At 43.7% G+C, this 16,882-nt stretch carries 18 protein-coding genes; 4 read left to right on the top strand and 14 right to left on the bottom strand.

Annotated elements, in window-relative coordinates; all coding sequences use genetic code 11:
* Window positions 1-27: 27 nt before the first annotated feature.
* Window positions 28-1,950: a biosynthetic arginine decarboxylase gene (speA, locus tag AC0L6N_RS17755; RefSeq protein WP_041714115.1), complete on the bottom strand. Its 1,923-nt coding sequence runs from the start codon at window positions 1,948-1,950 to the stop codon at window positions 28-30.
* Window positions 1,951-2,488: 538 nt separating this feature from the next.
* On the opposite strand from speA, the gene AC0L6N_RS17750 reads away from it, so the two are divergent.
* Window positions 2,489-4,051: a bifunctional GNAT family N-acetyltransferase/carbon-nitrogen hydrolase family protein gene (locus AC0L6N_RS17750; RefSeq protein WP_011576579.1), complete on the top strand. Its 1,563-nt coding sequence runs from the start codon at window positions 2,489-2,491 to the stop codon at window positions 4,049-4,051.
* A gap of 151 nt (window positions 4,052-4,202) precedes the next feature.
* Here AC0L6N_RS17750 and AC0L6N_RS17745 read toward each other — a convergent pair whose 3' ends face one another.
* From AC0L6N_RS17745 to AC0L6N_RS17735, 3 genes are all read right to left on the bottom strand, one after another.
* Window positions 4,203-4,415, bottom strand: coding sequence for a helix-turn-helix transcriptional regulator (locus AC0L6N_RS17745; RefSeq protein ID WP_006992993.1), 213 nt, complete (start codon window positions 4,413-4,415; stop codon window positions 4,203-4,205).
* Between the two features lies 1 nt (window position 4,416).
* Window positions 4,417-4,881, bottom strand: a complete 465-nt coding sequence (locus AC0L6N_RS17740) for a hypothetical protein (protein WP_011576578.1) — start codon at window positions 4,879-4,881, stop codon at window positions 4,417-4,419.
* A gap of 113 nt (window positions 4,882-4,994) precedes the next feature.
* Window positions 4,995-5,432, bottom strand: coding sequence for a nucleoside deaminase (locus tag AC0L6N_RS17735; protein ID WP_473476456.1), 438 nt, complete (start codon window positions 5,430-5,432; stop codon window positions 4,995-4,997).
* A gap of 373 nt (window positions 5,433-5,805) precedes the next feature.
* Between AC0L6N_RS17735 and AC0L6N_RS17730 the strand changes: the two genes are divergently transcribed.
* Complete coding sequence (locus AC0L6N_RS17730; protein ID WP_473476453.1) at window positions 5,806-6,558, top strand: PHP domain-containing protein; 753 nt, start codon at window positions 5,806-5,808, stop codon at window positions 6,556-6,558.
* A 50-nt stretch (window positions 6,559-6,608) separates the two neighbouring features.
* On the opposite strand, the gene AC0L6N_RS17725 is transcribed toward AC0L6N_RS17730, so the two are convergent.
* Window positions 6,609-6,941, bottom strand: a complete 333-nt coding sequence (locus tag AC0L6N_RS17725; RefSeq protein WP_473476451.1) for a PBPRA1643 family SWIM/SEC-C metal-binding motif protein — start codon at window positions 6,939-6,941, stop codon at window positions 6,609-6,611.
* A 166-nt stretch (window positions 6,942-7,107) separates the two neighbouring features.
* Entirely contained in the window at window positions 7,108-7,875 is a 768-nt protein-coding gene (locus AC0L6N_RS17720) for a BPSS1780 family membrane protein (protein ID WP_473476448.1), read from the bottom strand.
* A 507-nt stretch (window positions 7,876-8,382) separates the two neighbouring features.
* On the opposite strand from AC0L6N_RS17720, the gene AC0L6N_RS17715 reads away from it, so the two are divergent.
* A complete protein-coding gene (locus AC0L6N_RS17715; protein WP_473476446.1) occupies window positions 8,383-8,793 on the top strand; it encodes a hypothetical protein in 411 nt (136 codons plus the stop codon).
* 87 nt (window positions 8,794-8,880) lie between these two features.
* Here the strand turns inward: AC0L6N_RS17715 and rpoS are convergent, their stop codons facing one another.
* From rpoS to AC0L6N_RS17700, 3 genes are all read right to left on the bottom strand, one after another.
* The gene (gene rpoS, locus AC0L6N_RS17710) at window positions 8,881-9,864 is read right to left on the bottom strand and encodes an RNA polymerase sigma factor RpoS (protein ID WP_006994694.1); all 984 of its coding nucleotides are present in this window, start codon (window positions 9,862-9,864) and stop codon (window positions 8,881-8,883) included.
* A gap of 65 nt (window positions 9,865-9,929) precedes the next feature.
* The gene (locus AC0L6N_RS17705; protein ID WP_473476443.1) at window positions 9,930-10,748 is read right to left on the bottom strand and encodes a peptidoglycan DD-metalloendopeptidase family protein; all 819 of its coding nucleotides are present in this window, start codon (window positions 10,746-10,748) and stop codon (window positions 9,930-9,932) included.
* Between the two features lie 40 nt (window positions 10,749-10,788).
* The gene (locus AC0L6N_RS17700) at window positions 10,789-11,730 is read right to left on the bottom strand and encodes a polyprenyl-phosphate transporter (protein WP_473476440.1); all 942 of its coding nucleotides are present in this window, start codon (window positions 11,728-11,730) and stop codon (window positions 10,789-10,791) included.
* 184 nt (window positions 11,731-11,914) lie between these two features.
* Between AC0L6N_RS17700 and AC0L6N_RS17695 the strand changes: the two genes are divergently transcribed.
* The gene (locus AC0L6N_RS17695) at window positions 11,915-13,123 is read left to right on the top strand and encodes an IS4-like element ISPat1 family transposase (protein ID WP_473476437.1); all 1,209 of its coding nucleotides are present in this window, start codon (window positions 11,915-11,917) and stop codon (window positions 13,121-13,123) included.
* Window positions 13,124-13,173: 50 nt separating this feature from the next.
* Here AC0L6N_RS17695 and AC0L6N_RS17690 read toward each other — a convergent pair whose 3' ends face one another.
* The 5 genes from AC0L6N_RS17690 to ispD all read right to left on the bottom strand — a co-directional run bounded on the left by AC0L6N_RS17690 (window position 13,174) and on the right by ispD (window position 16,881).
* A complete protein-coding gene (locus AC0L6N_RS17690) occupies window positions 13,174-13,812 on the bottom strand; it encodes a protein-L-isoaspartate(D-aspartate) O-methyltransferase (protein WP_011576569.1) in 639 nt (212 codons plus the stop codon).
* Window positions 13,813-13,900: 88 nt separating this feature from the next.
* The gene (gene surE / locus AC0L6N_RS17685) at window positions 13,901-14,647 is read right to left on the bottom strand and encodes a 5'/3'-nucleotidase SurE (RefSeq protein WP_011576568.1); all 747 of its coding nucleotides are present in this window, start codon (window positions 14,645-14,647) and stop codon (window positions 13,901-13,903) included.
* Window positions 14,644-15,696, bottom strand: a complete 1,053-nt coding sequence (gene truD / locus AC0L6N_RS17680; protein WP_473476433.1) for a tRNA pseudouridine(13) synthase TruD — start codon at window positions 15,694-15,696, stop codon at window positions 14,644-14,646. The genes surE and truD overlap by 4 nt, the downstream gene beginning before the upstream one ends.
* Window positions 15,697-15,700: 4 nt before the next feature.
* Window positions 15,701-16,189: a 2-C-methyl-D-erythritol 2,4-cyclodiphosphate synthase gene (gene ispF, locus AC0L6N_RS17675; protein ID WP_011576566.1), complete on the bottom strand. Its 489-nt coding sequence runs from the start codon at window positions 16,187-16,189 to the stop codon at window positions 15,701-15,703.
* Complete coding sequence (ispD, locus tag AC0L6N_RS17670; RefSeq protein ID WP_473476430.1) at window positions 16,186-16,881, bottom strand: 2-C-methyl-D-erythritol 4-phosphate cytidylyltransferase; 696 nt, start codon at window positions 16,879-16,881, stop codon at window positions 16,186-16,188. Before ispD ends, ispF begins: the two co-directional genes overlap by 4 nt.
* Window position 16,882: the final 1 nt, after the last annotated feature.

Below are 16,882 nucleotides of genomic sequence, written 5' to 3'. Positions count from 1 at the left end.
GGGCTTTTTTAGTGATTTAGTAAATGCTTAATTGGTTTTTAAATAGGTATAACCTTTTAGGCAATCTTCGTAAAAGTCAGTCCATTTTACCGCTTCGCGGGGCTTCATTGCGCCACTTGAAATATGCTGATCAATCATACGTTTAACCGATTGGGCCATTGCATCTGGGTTGTACTGCATAATAGATAACACGTCTTGTACAGATGAGCCTTTAACCATTTCTTCAATGTAGAAGTCTTCTGGGTCATCATCATCACCAAAAATATGCACTTCGTTCAACCGGCCGAACAAATTATGCATGTCGCCCATTACATCTTGATATGCGCCGGTGAGGAACAACCCTAAGTAATACTCTTCCCCTTTTTTAAGTGGCGGCATTGGCAGCACGTCTGAGATACCGTGCTCAACCACGAATTGGTCAAGCTTACCGTCACTATCACAGGTGATGTCGACGAGTGAACAATTCACGGTGGGTTTCTCGTTCATGCGAGCAATGGGTACGACCGGTAATACTTGGTCTATCGCCCACGTGTCCGCTGCGGATTGGAAAACAGAGAAATTACACAAGTATTGTGACGACAAGTTGTAGTCAAGTTCTTGTAATTCTTCTGGTACAAACTCAGCATCTTTCAGGCGATGCTGCAATTTGACCATAATCTGCCAATACAAAGTTTCAATTTTGCCTAATTCTTCTAATGAAATAACGCGCAGTTTAAATGCGTTAATTGCGTGCTCCTTCCATTGAGATGCATCATTGAAAATTTCTTGAAGGTTGTCTTGCGAGTCTACACTTTCAGCCAATTCGCGAATGTTATTCAATAAAACGTGATCGTTGGGCAATTTATCTGTGGGAAGCTCGGCGCTATTCGCGCGAATTTCACCAACAACTTGCGCCACAACGCAGCTATGGTGAGCGGTAATAGCACGGCCACTTTCGCTAACAAGCGTAGGATGAGGAACGCCTTCTAAGTCACACACTTCACGCATACCGTAAACGACGTCGGCTACGTATTCTTCCATGGTGTAGTTACGTGATGAGTCATTAGTTGATTTGCTGCCATCATAATCGATACCTAACCCGCCGCCCACATCAACGTACTCTAATTTAAAGCCCATGCGGTGTAATTCTGCGTAAATACGACCGCCTTCACTGATGGCCTCTTTGACTGCGCGTATGTCAGTTAATTGGCTACCAATATGGAAATGCAGTAATTTCAAACATTCGCCCATGCCCTCGCTTTCTAGATAGCGAGCGGCGCAAATCATTTCACTGGTAGTGAGGCCGAATTTAGCACGGTCACCGCCTGAACTTTCCCATTTGCCACGGCCTTTTACAGTCATTTTTGATCGAAGGCCAATGATAGGCATCACATCTAATTGTTTAGCGGCGTTCACAAGCAGGCTTAGCTCTGAGTATTTCTCAATTACCACTATCATCTTGCGGCCAAGTTTGCGACCTAACAAGGCTAAACGCATAAACTCGGCGTCTTTGTATCCGTTTAAGATCGTCAACGAGTCGATATTGGTATTGTAAGCCATAACCGTAATAAGCTCGGCTTTAGAGCCTGCTTCTAGGCCATAGTTAAACGGAGCGCCAGCGTCTACTATTTCTTCGACCACTTCGCGCATCTGGTTTACTTTAACCGGATAAACACCCATGTACTTGCCCTGATACTGGGCTTCTTCGATGGTGTTGATAAAGGTTTGATTTAAGCACGCAACCTGAGAGCGTAAAATATCGTGAAAGCGCACAACAACGGGAAATTGAATGCCTTCTTCTTTAATTTCTTCGATGACGGATTGGAAGTCGATACGCATATTTTTATTTGAAAGATCTGGAGTGATCTTAAGATTGCCGTTTGATCCGATTTCGAAGTAACCAGCACCCCAACGTTTAACGCCATATACGCGCTCCGCATCGTCGATTGTCCAATCTGCTTGCTCTGCCATTACCATTAATACCTAGTTGCGGGACTGTAAAGTCGCGCATTATAGTGAACAAATTTCTTCAACGCTATGACACTGAAGACACTTTATTAAAAACTTCAATCGCTCAAGGAATAACCACTTTACTCGTCGCTGACTAAGTAGGTGATAGAAGCATACAAACTACGCTGTGAAGTAGGATAAAACCATTATTTTCTACGCTATCTTCACACGCATATACACATGACTTTGGCCAAGTAAACGAGCCTATTAGCCAAGCTAATGCAAGTTATTAACCAATAAGTTGAATTAGGTTAGCCAAAAGAGCGCAATACCGCGGGATGGCTCACTAATTGCTGTCCTCAATATTTGCTTCGTCATGTAATGCAACGTCAGTTTATTCAACTACTCGACCCATTGGGTCAAGAATAGTTGAAGAGTGGGTAAAACAGATGTCTCGAATTGCCGCTAGATGATAAACATTGCTTGACGAAACCTCCATGCTGGTACAGGTTGTATCTCGTGACCAATCCCTATTATAACGGAGCCTCTCGGTACGCTTATGCACGACAATAATTGCTCAACTCCCTCGATGGATGATCCAGAACATATTTTGGAATTGCGCCATTTAACCATAGATGATTATGCCGACGTAAAAGAGCTTATGGACATCGTCTATTCTCAAGTTGGTGGGGCCTGGCCTTTGAAAAATTTTCAATCGCAGTTGAATGTTTTTCCTGAAGGGCAAATCTGTATTGAAGATAAAGGCAAGGTTGTCGCTGCCGCCATTTCAGTGATAATCGATTACGATAAATTTGGTGATAAACATACCTATGAAGACATTACCGGTGACGCATATATGTCTACCCACGATCCAAAGGGTGATGTGCTTTATGGCGTAGACCTTTTTGTGTCTCCTGAGTATCGAGGCTTGCGATTAGGGCGACGCTTGTATGAAGCACGCAAAGAAGTGTGCCGGAATCTAAACTTAAAATCGATTGTGGCTGGTGGGCGGATTCCTAACTACACCAAGTATGCAGCGCAGATGTCACCATATGAATATGTTGAGTTAGTCAAATCAAAAGACATTCACGATCCAATTTTAACCTTCCAATTGTCCAATGGCTTCGAAGTAAAACAATTACTTAAAGCGTATTTCCCTGAGGATAAAGCGTCTCGTGGTTACGCTACGCTGCTTCAATGGCACAATATTTACTATGACCCTGAAGAGCCTGAGTTGTTGGGTAGCCAGCGCAACTCAGCGCGTATCGGATGTATTCAATGGCAAATGCGTTATTTCAATGATGTGCCTGAGTTGCTCCAGCAAGTTGAATATTTCGTGGATGCCTTGTCAGATTACAAATGTGACGTCGCACTTTTCCCTGAATTTTTTAACGCTCCATTAATGGGGATTAAGCAGGCTGATACATCTATCGATGCGATTTGGAATTTAGCCACTTACACGGATGAAATCCTCACCGAAATTTCACGTTTAGCTGTCTCGTATAATATAAATGTTATTGCCGGGTCGGTGCCGGTTATCGAAGAAAATGAACTATATAATGTGAGCTATTTTTGCCACCGAGATGGACGTGTTGAAAGCCAATATAAATTGCATCCGACACCGCATGAGAAAAAAGATTGGATCATGCAAGGGGGGAATCAATTACAAGCATTCGATACTGATTTTGGTAAAGTCGGCATACTGATTTGTTACGATGTTGAGTTCCCTGAATTGGGCCGTTTATTGGCAGAGCAAGATATTCAAATCTTATTCGTTCCGTTTTGGACTGACACCAAAAATGGCTACCTGCGTGTACGTCGTTGCTCTCAAGCTAGGGCGATAGAAAACGAATGTTACGTAGCAATTGCTGGCAGTGTGGGTAACCTTCCTAAGGTTGATAACGTGGACATTCAATACGGTCAAACAGCTGTGTTTTCCCCATCGGATTTCGCATTTCCCCATGATGCAATAGTGTCAGAAACGACGCCGAATACTGAAATGACGCTGATCGTTGACTTAGATTTTGATAAGTTAAAACAACTTAAAAATGAAGGGTCTGTGAGAAACTACTTAGATCGCCGCCGAGACTTATATGAAGTGAAGTGGAAGGGCCCAAAGTAAGTAAGCATTAACTAACTTTAATTGATTTACTCTCGTTAGTTAAACTGACAGCACAGAATAAGGTTACTTTCTTGCTGTCAGTTAGATAAAAACAACGCTTCGTTATAAATGGCTTAAGCAAAGATTAGTGCACACTAACCTTTGCTTTTTTTTACCCTTCGTATTGAAAAACTTCTTCTAGCGACTGACCAAATACTTCGGCAATTTTGAAGGCAACCTCTAAGGTTGGTGAATACTTACTTTTTTCGATTGCCATGATCGTTTGGCGGGTCACCCCGACCAATTCTGCCAACTCTTTTTGGGTCATTTCATCAGCAAAAAAACGTAACTCTCGGATCTTATTTTTGATTGGAACATTTGCCACTTTAGGCACCTTTTCTATAGAAAAATACTTGGCTCGAATAGCGTGCCACTTCGGAAATAATAAAACTGAAAAATAAAATATATGCGCTTAAAAGCGGAAAAGTAGCGACTGCATTTTGGCTTTTAAATTCAGGAATAAACGATCCTAATAATATATGACCTAAGGTCAACATAACACCCAAAATAAGTATGCGATAGCCAACGCTGTTCGCTCTCATTTTGTACAATTTATCTCGTTCATCAGCAGGCTGTTGCGCATCGCTTGGGTTACATATCGCAATGACACTATGCAGAATAATTTCTACTACTACTGTTGTGACAACCGCTTGAAATAATAGCTGAACCGCAGCACTGTTTGCCTGCTCTGAGGGCATCGAGCCTAGGCTCAAAACACTGATAAAATAATAACCAAAAATACATACTGTAGATATCAGCGATACCCAAATGCTTTTCTCTGTATATGACATATCCGCTCACCTTGTAACATTGTAGGGGATAGAATATATGTTAAATCAAACTTTGTGTAAAATATTTTTAACTTGAAGTCTTTTTTTTTACTCTCAATGGAGATTTCGGAGGCTCATTCGCCGATATCTTCGTTCCACAGTTCGGGCTTATCACGAATGAAATCATTCATCAGGCTGATGCATTCCTGATTATGCAGTACCTGAGTGTTCACCCCGCGGGAGGTCAAAAGAGACTCTTCGCCCATAAACGTTTGATTTTCTCCAATCACTACTTTTGGGATACCGTAAAGTAGAATGGTGCCGCTGCACATGCTGCAAGGTGATAATGTGGTGTAGAGCGTCGATTCTTTATAAACGCGTGCTGATTGGCGCCCCGCATTTTCAAGCGCATCCATCTCACCGTGCAATATTGGGCTGCCACTTTGCACGCGCTTGTTGTGACCTCGTCCGATAATTTTATTATTGTGTACAAGTACTGAACCAATGGGGATCCCGCCTTCTGCTAAGCCCAATTTTGCTTCGTCAATCGCCGCCTGCATAAATTTGTCCATGAGAACCTCTGTGATAATGTGCATAGTGTTAAAAAAATGAGTGATTAAATAGCTTAAAAATATTCCGCTGCTCGTTGATATTTCTTCGTTTTATCGCGTGCGCCGGTAAGCAGGTTACTTCATTAGTCTCAAGCAAGCTCTGTCACAAAGCATAAGCGAGCGGAAATATCTAGACACGCTTCAAGCATAAGCAAATTAAGTCGCTATGGTAATATAGTCTGCTAATTGAGGATTATGGTTTCGCCTCAATGTGACTTTCAAATATCACCATTGGGAGATCCAATAGGCATAACCATATTGCCATTTTCTTTAGATATTTTAAGAAAAATGTCATTGATAGCCGCTATCATAAATTAAAACTCAGGAGGAAAAAATGACGTTATTGGTTGATACGCACTCGCATACGGTCGCCAGCACACATGCGTATAGCACTGTGCATGAGTACGCTGTGCAGGCCAAACTTAAAGGGATGCAAATGTTCTCACTCACTGAACATGGCCCGTCGATGCCTGACTCTCCTCATCCGTGGCATTTCGGTAACCGCCATGTTCTGCCGCGTTTTGTCGATGGCGTTGCGATATTACGCGCAATCGAAGCGAATATTATGCCGGTCAATGGTGGCCATGATATTCCAAACGGTCTTCATCCCTTTCTCGATTTTGCCATCGCGAGTTTCCATGAGCCCGTTTTTACGCCAGCAGGTAAAGCGCAAAATACGCAAGCCATGATAACCACTATAGAAACGGGTGACATACAGATTATTGGCCATCCTGGGAACCCTAATTTTCCCATTGATATAGGTGAAGTGATCCGAGCCGCAAAAGATAACAATGTGGTTTTAGAAGTGAATAACAGCTCATTTAAAGGCTCGCGTTCTGGCAGCGGCCCTATTTGCAAACAGGTACTTGAGATGACAGACCAGCTCGATTGGAAGGTGGTGTTTTCAAGTGATGCACATGTGGCATACGATATTGGGAATGATGCTTCAAGTAGCGCGTGTGCTGAGGAAGTTGGTTTTCCCCTAGAGCGAATTGTGAATCGCGACGCACATCATTTTGTGGCGTTTTTGGCCCAGCATAATAAGTCTGTTGCTACCGAGTTGCAGGACTGGTTAGGCGCACTGTGATTCGCTGACCGTTGCCTGTGATCAGCTAAATGATGACTTAGCGGCTTCGCTTAGCCACAACATTTTTTATATTTTTTAGCGCTTCCGCAGGTGCAGGGGTCGTTTCTATTTGGGGTTTTAACGAACGTCTGTGTACCTGGTAATTTGAGTAAGGTATCGAGTTGAATCGTATTTTCAGGCTTATCAGCATCTACGGTGATTTCAGCATGCAGATTATGCTCAGCTAGAACAGATTTTAGCTCGACTTCCCTTTCGTGGGTTTGCACCGAGATGTGTAGCGGTGCATTTTCACTGCCCACCTTGGTTTTTCGCTGAGTGTTGTAGCCAAATCTCTGGTACTTTTCCCGGGGATCTATTCGGCCTTTGAAGAAAAACTTAGACATGTTTGTTCCTTGACGCGTTAAAAAAAGGGCGCAGATACTAGCAGGCTTTCCCGCAAGTCCCTATTAATTATTTTACTGGGACGGGTATGACGGTACAAAAGGTTTCAAAAGTAAAAACGGCTCTTTTGTGAGCCGTCTGATAATTCAAAAATACTATTCAATATTTTTATTCGTCGTCTAATGAAGCACCAGTGATAGGCTCTAAGAAGATTTGGACATAAGACGCGTATATACTCACTAAAATTACCGGTAGGACAATAAGTAGACCTAAACCAAGGGTAAACATACCAAAAAGAAACATCGGAATTAAAATTAGCCCGTACCAGAAAAAGGGTAGGGTGTTTAGGAAGCAGGCGACGAAGCTGAGTCTTAGTGCTGCAAACACAGATAAATCATGACGAATAATCAGTACCGGAGCAAACCACAGACCCATCATCAATGGAATGAGCAGTAAGGTCGCGATTAAAGCAGAGATAGCCAAACTATTAACGTCAAAATCAGCAGGTAGCGTATCTACGTCGCCACTGAGCATGGCAACATACATGTCTCCTAACGTTATCCACATAATAAGGCCTGAAAGCACCATGCTCACAAAACCTAACCCAACTAATTTAGAAAGATTGTGTTTAAAGCCCGCAAACATATATTGACTCGTAAATTCTTTGCCTTGACTGGCTTCATAACAACCAAGCATAAGCCCCGCAATGAACACGTAATTTAATAACCCGCCCGCTATTTGCCCTACAATAGGGATGACCGACATTACCAAGGAAAAAACAAACCAAATCAAAATACAGGTAACCCAAGCGCCGGGGTTTCGCTTGAATTGGTGTTTTCCTTCGCGTAACCATGAAATAACATCCTTAGCTTTGCATACTTTGGGGAAAACTAAGCGGTACGTTGAGCCATCGTGTGATGAAGGAGAGGTTTGCATAGAAAAAATTCTCTTAGTTGAGTAAGACGTTTAAACATGGGTTATATATCCTGTCAAAGTGACTTCATAAGAACAAGATGTAATGTAGCTGTATGTGTAACTCTGTGTTGCCAATATCCCACATTTACACATCATTAGCATCCTATAACGCTTAATACCTTCTACTTTTCAATATCTTATGTTCTGGCATGAAACTAGCATTGAAGTGAATATAGATAAACTAAGTAGCGATGAGGTAACAGGAAAAGCGGCTTGCAGTTTTCACTTTTCAGTTAATAAATTGTTTGCTAAAAATTACAGGAGACAACCATGTATTTCTTCGTCATCATAGTATGTGCTTTGACCGCACTAGTAACATTGCGAAATGTAGCTATGTTAGAAGGAGTCGTGCACGGTCTTGTAAAGGTAGTTTGTTACTTAGGGTTAATCACTTTCATCGTGAGCACCCTAGTAAGAGTCATACTAAATCGCTTGAATTTTCGAGCAGCGTAAATATAAGGAACTAGAATGAAAAATACATTTACCAAAACAGCTATGGTGATCTTTGTTGCGTCATTATCTCTTGCAGCTTGTAGCGAGAAGAAGGAAGCGACAACAGGTGATAAGATGGACTCAGCTGTACAAACCAGCAAAGAGAAAATGGAAGCCGCTGGCGAGAAATCTAAAGACGCTTACGAAGAAGCTAAAGATACAGCATCTGATGCTTATGAAGATGCTAAGGGAGAGGCTTCTGACGCTTACGAAGACGCGAAAGACGCCTCTTCTGAAGCCTACGAAGATAGCAAGGAAAAAGCGTCTGAGTGGATGGAAAAAGGCAAAGACAAAGCAAGTGAGATGAAAACTGATGCAGCTAATGCAATGGAAGACACTTGTGAAGATGCTAAATCTAAAATGAATGCAGACGACACCGACTGCTAATTTCGCGCCTCCCGTTTAACTCGGGCATATCGCGTAAAAAATGCCGCTTCTTGATAGAGCGGCATTTTTTATTTAGGAGCATTTTTTTTAGGCTAATTGATTAAACAATGATTCCAAGCTTAATCCCTTGTGACCAAGCATATCCTTGAGTCTTCGCAGAGCTTCTACCTGAATTTGGCGAACTCGCTCACGTGTTAACCCTATTTCTACACCAACATCCTCTAGCGTTGAAGGTTCGTACCCTAACAGCCCAAATCGTCTGGCTAATACTTCTCTTTGTTTAGGATTTAAATCTTCTAACCAGCCAACGATACTTAATTTGACGTTTTTGTCCTGCAAATCTTCTTCAGGATCGTGACCGTTATCGTCAGCAATGATATCCAGTAAAACGTTGTCGTTCTCACTGCCGATGGGTGTATCGACCGAGGTAATACGCTCATTTAAACGCAGCATCTTAGTGACATCTGCAACGGGTTTTTGAACCGCCTCAGCTATTTCCTCTGCTGTGGGTTCATGATCTAACTTCTGCGCCAATTCGCGAGAGGTACGTAGGTATACGTTAAGTTCTTTTACGACATGAATAGGTAAGCGAATTGTGCGGGTTTGATTCATAATAGCCCGTTCAATCGTCTGGCGTATCCACCACGTCGCATAGGTAGAAAAACGAAATCCTCGTTCAGGATCAAACTTTTCAACTGCGCGGATAAGGCCGAGATTACCTTCTTCGACTAAGTCAAGTAAGGCCAAACCTCTGTTGTTATAACGTCGCGCGATCTTTACCACTAATCGTAAGTTACTGACGATCATACGTTGTCGTGAGGCTTCATCGCCTTTTAGGGCTCGGCGCGAAAAATACACTTCTTCTTCTGCAGACAGAAGGGGGGAAAAGCCTATTTCGCCTAAATATAATTGGGTGGCATCGAGATTTTTACTAGGGGCTTCTTTGCTAGAGACGATATCTTTGAATTTATCTTCAGAATCTTTCTCTGCCTTCACTAATTCTTTTTCTACGGCTTCTTCAATGTCGTCGACTAAATCTAACTCTATGGTAGCGCTATTTTGATGACTCATGGTGACTCCTTAGCTAATACTAATTCCTAAACATCTCCTGATAGTTTTATAATTATTTATTGTTATTATCGTTTAGGCAGATAGCGTAGCGGGTCTATAGACTGGCCCTTGTAGCGCACTTCAAAATGAAGTTTAACTGTGTCGGAACCACTTTTTCCCATAGTCGCAATTTTTTGACCTGCTCTAACCCACTGTTGCTCTTTCACTAGAATACTATCGTTATGGGCATAAGCGCTCAAAAATGAATCTGAGTGTTTCACTATAACTAGCTTTCCATATCCACGCAGGGCATCCCCTGTGTAAACAACTTTGCCAGCAGCGGTCGCCAAAATAGGTGAACCTAAGTTTCCGTTAAAATCTAAGCCTTTATTGCCGTGTTCCGTGTTAGAAAAACCACGTGTAACGGTGTTTTTAGTTGGCCATAGCCATGCTGCGATTTTACTTGGAAACTCACTGCCGGAAGAGGTAGTTACCTCTTTTGTAACAGTGGCGTTAGATTTACCATACGCCTGCTTTTTTGGGGGGTCAACTACTTGATTTGATTTTGAATTTGAACTCAGACCAGTGCCATTGTTAGACCTTTTAACTATTGACCCTGATGATTTTTTGAGCGTTAAACGTTGGCCTGGGAAGATATTATACGGAGGTCGAATACCGTTTAATTTTGCAATATCTCGATAATCTTGTCCACTTTTCCAGGAAATGGTGTAGAGCGTATCGCCCTTTTCCACTGTGTAAGAATGAGCATTATAGGACGACTTTTTAACATCCCGAAAGGTTTTGCCTTGATAAATCTCAACAATAGGCGCAGGCGCCTTGCGACTTGAACAAGCCGTAAGACAAATGCAAAAAGAAAAAATAAGCAAACCAGACGATTTTTTCATCTGTTGATACAGCCAACGTGGATAAGTAAGGTTAACAAGCTTATTCCCGAGGGGCAGAGCCTACTTTTTCTAAAAGTAATACTGCGCCAGCACCGAATAGACTCAATGCGATGGCATACCATAGATAAGAAGGCTGACTTGTTAATACCTCGAATGTGCCGGGTAATATATTTTCTTGCACTAGGGGGATCGTTTTACCGTGACTGTTTACTGTTGATTCTATAGTCAGCTTCCAGGGCCATACTTTGTTCAGCGAACCCAACATAAAACCGCCCAGTAGCGCTAACGTGAGTGTTTTATGGGAATTAAACATCCAGTTCAATACGCGAGAAAAGCTTAATAACCCAAATACGCAACCGATGGCAAACAGAGCCAATGTCACTATATCGAGCTCTTTCACCGCAGTTAGAATATGCGTATACATACCGAGTAAAAGCAAAATAAAGCTGCCTGAAATACCGGGTAAAATCATGGCGCAAATGGCAAGCATTCCGGATAAAAAGATAAATAACTTAGTCGGTTCAATCGCACTAGGGGGGATCATTGTAATCAGATACGCGGCAAGCGTGCCCATGACAAAGAAAGCGATAGTTTTTACATCCCAAGATTCAATATGCCGTACTAGGGACCAAATTGCTGCCAATATTAAGCCAAAGAAGAAAGACCACAACATCACTGGGTAGGCATCAAGCCAGTATAAGACCAACCGTGATATGGTGAAGATGCTTAGCATAATGCCCATGAGTAACGTCAGTAAAAAAGCGCCATTAATATGCTTCCACATCGCTGCAAAGCCTTGGCGAAAAAGAACGTTTAACGCCTCTGGCCCGCATTGCTTTAACGAGTAAATGAGCTCTTCGTAAATACCCGTGATAAATGCAATTGTGCCACCAGATACGCCAGGTACTGCATCTGCTGCACCCATTACCATTCCTTTTGCGGCTAAGGCCAGATGGTCTCGCCATGATCGTTTATTTTGCATTATTTTTTGTCTATCCCTGAGGTTGCTCAGTCATTAATTCAGTTTTTAGGCAGCGAGTTATTCTTTACATAACGCTACGAGCTAACGAATCCCCTCATAATTATGAGCAGAAACAATAATATAGACACGCATAGCGCCATTTGATCTAATAAATTTCGCCAAAAACCAACTAGATAACAACACCATGCGTGATATTCATATCTTACACGATTTGCTTAAAAAACAATGCCCTAATCTACATGCCAAACGTCTTTCCTCTTTGATGGTTGCCACCCAATCTTTGCTAGATGGTCAGCAACTGTCGTTGACCGAATTAGGACGCAATATCTCAGGCTCCGTGGCCCCGAAACACAACATTAAACGCATCGACAGGCTGCTTGGTAATAACAACCTACATAATGAACGGCTCGACATCTATCGTTGGCACGCAAAGCTACTTTGCGGCGCTAACCCCATGCCGGTTGTTCTTGTGGATTGGTCTGATGTGCGTGAGCAGCTCAGGCATTTAACCTTACGTGCATCGGTCAGTGTTCAGGGGCGCTCTGTCACGCTTTATGAGCGCGTATTTTCATTCGGTGAATACAATTCACCTGTTAGTCATAATCCGTTTTTACGGGAGTTGGCGAGTATCCTGCCGTCGGGTTGTTGCCCGTTGATTGTGACCGATGCAGGCTATCGTAACCCTTGGTTTCGAGAAGTCGAAAAGCATGGATGGTTCTGGCTAGGCCGAGTGCGCGGAGATGTGGGATTTAAGCGTGATGGGCAAGCATCATGGCAAAGTAATAAGTCGTTTTACCCCAGTGCAAATTCTCGCGCCAAATACCTTGGCTGCGGTGAGTTGGGGCGTAAAAGCCCGCTTCATGCACACCTGCATTTGTACAAAGCAAAGGCCAAACATCGAAAGGATAAACGCTCTTCAAAGGCAGGTCGAAACCACACCGCCCAGCAAAGCTATCGTGCGGGTAGCAAAGAGCCTTGGCTACTCGCCACTAATCTTCCCGAGAACGATAAACTTAACTCAAAACAGCTGGTTTCCCTTTATGCAAGACGGATGCAAATAGAAGAAACCTTCCGTGATATTAAAAGCCCTCAATACGGAATGGGTCTTCGTCACAGCAACAGTCGCTGTACCAAACGATTCGACATATTACTGCTGATTGCGATGCTCGCAGAATGGCTATTACGGTTACTCGGTATCATCGCCGTGAAGCAAAACTGGGAAAGAGAGTTTCAAGCTAACACGACTCGACATCGGCGCGTGTTATCTATCATTAGACTAGGCAGAGAAGTCAGGAAAAGGGCAAAAGATTACAGGATGAACTCAGCCCAAATGACATGGGCTATCGCCCAATACATTACCTGGGTTCACAAAGAAGGAAGACCAATTCTATGAGGGGATCCCCCAGCGCTACGAGTTAAGCCACTTGCTAAATACGAAGGCAATCAAATAATGTCACCCGCTACAAGAGGCACAAAGCGTACCGCTTCAATTATCTGTTCGTTAAACCCTTCACCCACGCGAGTAATGCAATGTAGTTGCTGGCTTTGTTCCCCTACAGGGATAATAAGCCGACCACCATCATTCAGTTGTTCAACCAATTTAGCAGGTACTTGGCTTGCCGCTGCGGTCACGATAATGGCATCAAACGGCCCTTTACTAGACCAACCTTGCCAACCGTCACCGTGCTTCATAGAGACATTATGTAAATCCAATTGGTTCATTCTGCGTTTAGCTTGAAATTGCAAACTTTTGATGCGCTCAACACTGAACACTTTATCAAACAGCTGAGCCAAAATAGCGGTTTGATAACCTGAGCCAGTGCCAATTTCCAGTACCGCCTTTGGTGCATTGCTTGAGGCCAACAATAACTCTGTCATTTTCGCTACAATATAAGGCTGAGAAATGGTTTGACCTTGACCAATCGGTAAAGCGGTATTTTGATATGCTTTATGGCGTAACGCGTCAGGCAAAAATAATTCTCTGGGCGTACAAGCCACCGCATTTAGGACTGAAGCATTGACTATGCCTTCTTGTTTTAACAGATGGGCTAGGCTTTCCCCTTTGCGTGAAGAAACTCTCATGTAACTGTCTATCCAATGTGTGTGTGATTAATACCAAATGCTGAACAGCGATAATGACGATAAACCCTCATCATGCTGTTTCTAATCATTATATTTTTGTAATCCATTGTCGCACATCTTCAAGAGATTGATGAGCGGTCATATCTACTGATAAGGGAGTGACAGAGCAAAAGCCTTCACTTATGGCGTGAAAGTCAGTCCCTGGCCCTGCATCTTGTTCTTCGCCCACAGGGCCATACCAAAAGATGGTTTTCCCTCTTGGGTCGGTGTCCTTTATCATCGTCTTTGCTCTGTGGCGTCTTCCTTGGCGGGTTACTTTTATGCCTTTTATCTCGCCATAGGGTAAATCAGGAATATTAACGTTTAAAATTTGGTCCGCTGGCAAGGGATGTGCTTGCAAGTGGGTAACTATACGGCGCACAAATTTCGCTGCGCTAACAAAGTTATCACTGGTGTGGGCACATAGCGATACCGCAATGGCGGGCAACCCCATGTACCTTCCTTCAGTGGCGGCGGCTACCGTACCAGAATAAATAACGTCGTCACCCAAATTAGCACCATGATTGATACCAGAGATAACTAACTCCGGGTCCTGCTGTAAAAAGCTATTCACACCAACATGCACGCAATCTGAGGGAGTACCATTGACCGCATAAAAACCACTTTGCATTTGTTCCATACGCAAAGGTTGTTGAAGCGATAATGCATTGCTTGCGCCGCTGCAGTTACGATCAGGGGCAATGACCGTAATTTCATGGTCTTCTTTTAGCTCCTTATATAACTCAGCTAAGCCTTGAGCAAAAACGCCATCATCGTTACTGAGTAAAATTCTCATTCGCTGGGCCCCGTATCGACAGATTCGACATTTAAAATTTCTCGCAAAACTGACGTGGCAAATGTGCCAGCAGGTAATTCAAACGCAATGCGCAGATTATTTTGCTCCCACGCCCATGTCAGGTTGCTTGGGTATAAAACAATAGGACGTCTTTCTTGCTCCAAGCCTAGACTGGCTAACGTTTGCGTTATCTTGGGGTGTTTCATGACAACGCTTTTTTCAAATGCTAATGCTGAGCCGGTGGACGCAAGCTCGCCTTTACCCCACAAAGGTGCAGATATGGTTATGTCTCGTGTGGCTAAGCGTTGCTTGATGGTATCGTCGATATCATCGCTAACAAAATAGCTTGCGTTGCCCGCTAAAGACATTACATCGCCTTCTAAGGGCTGGGCAAAATCCCCTGCATTGATACGTTCGCTCAGTACCTCGTTAAATAACCAAGAACGTAATGCCGAGATAGCCATTGAGCGCTTATTACGGTTGCGAATAACTTCACCGTTAATCATTTTTTCAGCAAGCACCAAATTACTGCCCTTGGGATCATAGCGGCTATCACCAAATCTTTGGGGGCCATAGTAATTAGGGGCACCTGACAGGCTCACTTGCGCAATGCGTTGTGCTAAGTCGTCGCTGGGGGTAACGTCGCGCATCAAAATAGTAAACTTATTACCTTTTAATACACCAGTTCGCAGCTTTTTATTGTGACGAATAGCTTTGAGTACGGTGGCACCAGGTACATTCAGCGCCGACCAATCATATTCTGCTTTACCGGGTTTGTGCACACCAAACCATTGCTCGCTAACTGAGTGTTTGTCTTTGCGCCCAGCGTAGGTAACGGCGCGCAGTGGTAGCTGAGCAAACTTGGCGATCTGCTCCGCCAAATAAGCGGTATTTAAACCTTCTTTTCGTACCCACAGATAAATATGTTCGCCTTCCCCGACAGGCTCATAACCGAGAATTTCTTGCACCACAAAATCATCAGGTTGCTGTTTGAATATGCCAGTTGATTCGGGCTTGCTACTTAGGTACCGCCAATGGTTAATTTGCATTCAATTATGCCGCTATGCTTTTGTTCAATAGCACCACCGCATAGCACGCGATCCCTTCTTTTCGCCCGGCAAAGCCAAGCTTTTCAGTGGTAGTGGCTTTTACATTCACTTGGTTTAATTGCGCGTTTACGTCTTGGCGGATGTTTTCACGCATGGCTTGAATATGCGGCGCCATTTTGGGCGCTTGAGCGACTATGGTTAAATCAAGGTTGCCTATCTCGTAACCATGCTCATTAACGAGCGTCATTACGTGGCGTAATAATGCACGGCTATCTGCACCTTTAAACTGTGCATCAGTATCGGGGAAGTGACCACCAATATCGCCTAAGGCTAACGCGCCCAACAGTGCATCACATAGCGCGTGTAGGGCGACGTCTCCGTCAGAATGAGCCAGTAAGCCTTGCTCGTAATCAATCTTCACACCGCAAATCGTGATGGGGCCGCTATCACCAAATTTATGCACGTCGTAACCGTGACCTATACGTAAGTTCATAAAGTTGCCTTGTGTTGTAGATAAAATTCGGCCAAATGTAAGTCCTCTGGTTGGGTAACTTTAATGTTACTGCTTCGCCCTTCAACTAAATGTACCTTACCTTGCATCCATTCTATGGCAGAGGCTTCATCGGTAATTTCTATGCCTTGAGCCATTGCTTGGCCCAAAGCGCTACGCAGCGCATCTAACGGAAAAAACTGCGGTGTTAAAGCGTGCCATAGATTGTCACGGCTCTCAGTGTGCAATATATCGTGCGACGAATTTCCGCGTTTCATCGTGTCTCGCACACGGCAGGCGAGGATCGCGCCATGCTCTGAATGCTCGGCCGTGGCCAATAGTTTGCTTAAGTCGTCTTGGGCGAGGCAAGGGCGCGCGGCATCATGCACGAGTACCCAATCAGCGTTTTGAATGCTGTTTAGGCCTGCTAAAACTGAGTCTGCGCGTTCACCGCCACCATCAACCCGCTTTACCCAGGTTTTGCTAGCAATGGGCAAGCTGTCAAAGTATTGATCTAATGGGTTTATCGCGACAATGATTTGTTCAATTTGAGGGTGAGCGTACAGGTTCTCTAGGGTGTGCTCCAAAATGGTCTTGCCGGCTATGGTCAAATATTGTTTGGGCCTGTCGGCTTGCATACGTTGACCTATTCCTGCAGCGGGCACAACAACGGTGTACAGGGGAGCAGTTGACATA

The organism is Paraglaciecola sp. G1-13 (assembly GCF_055809255.1).
Note: the sequence above shows the minus strand (reverse complement) of the source record. Positions and strands in the feature narration are given on the sequence as shown.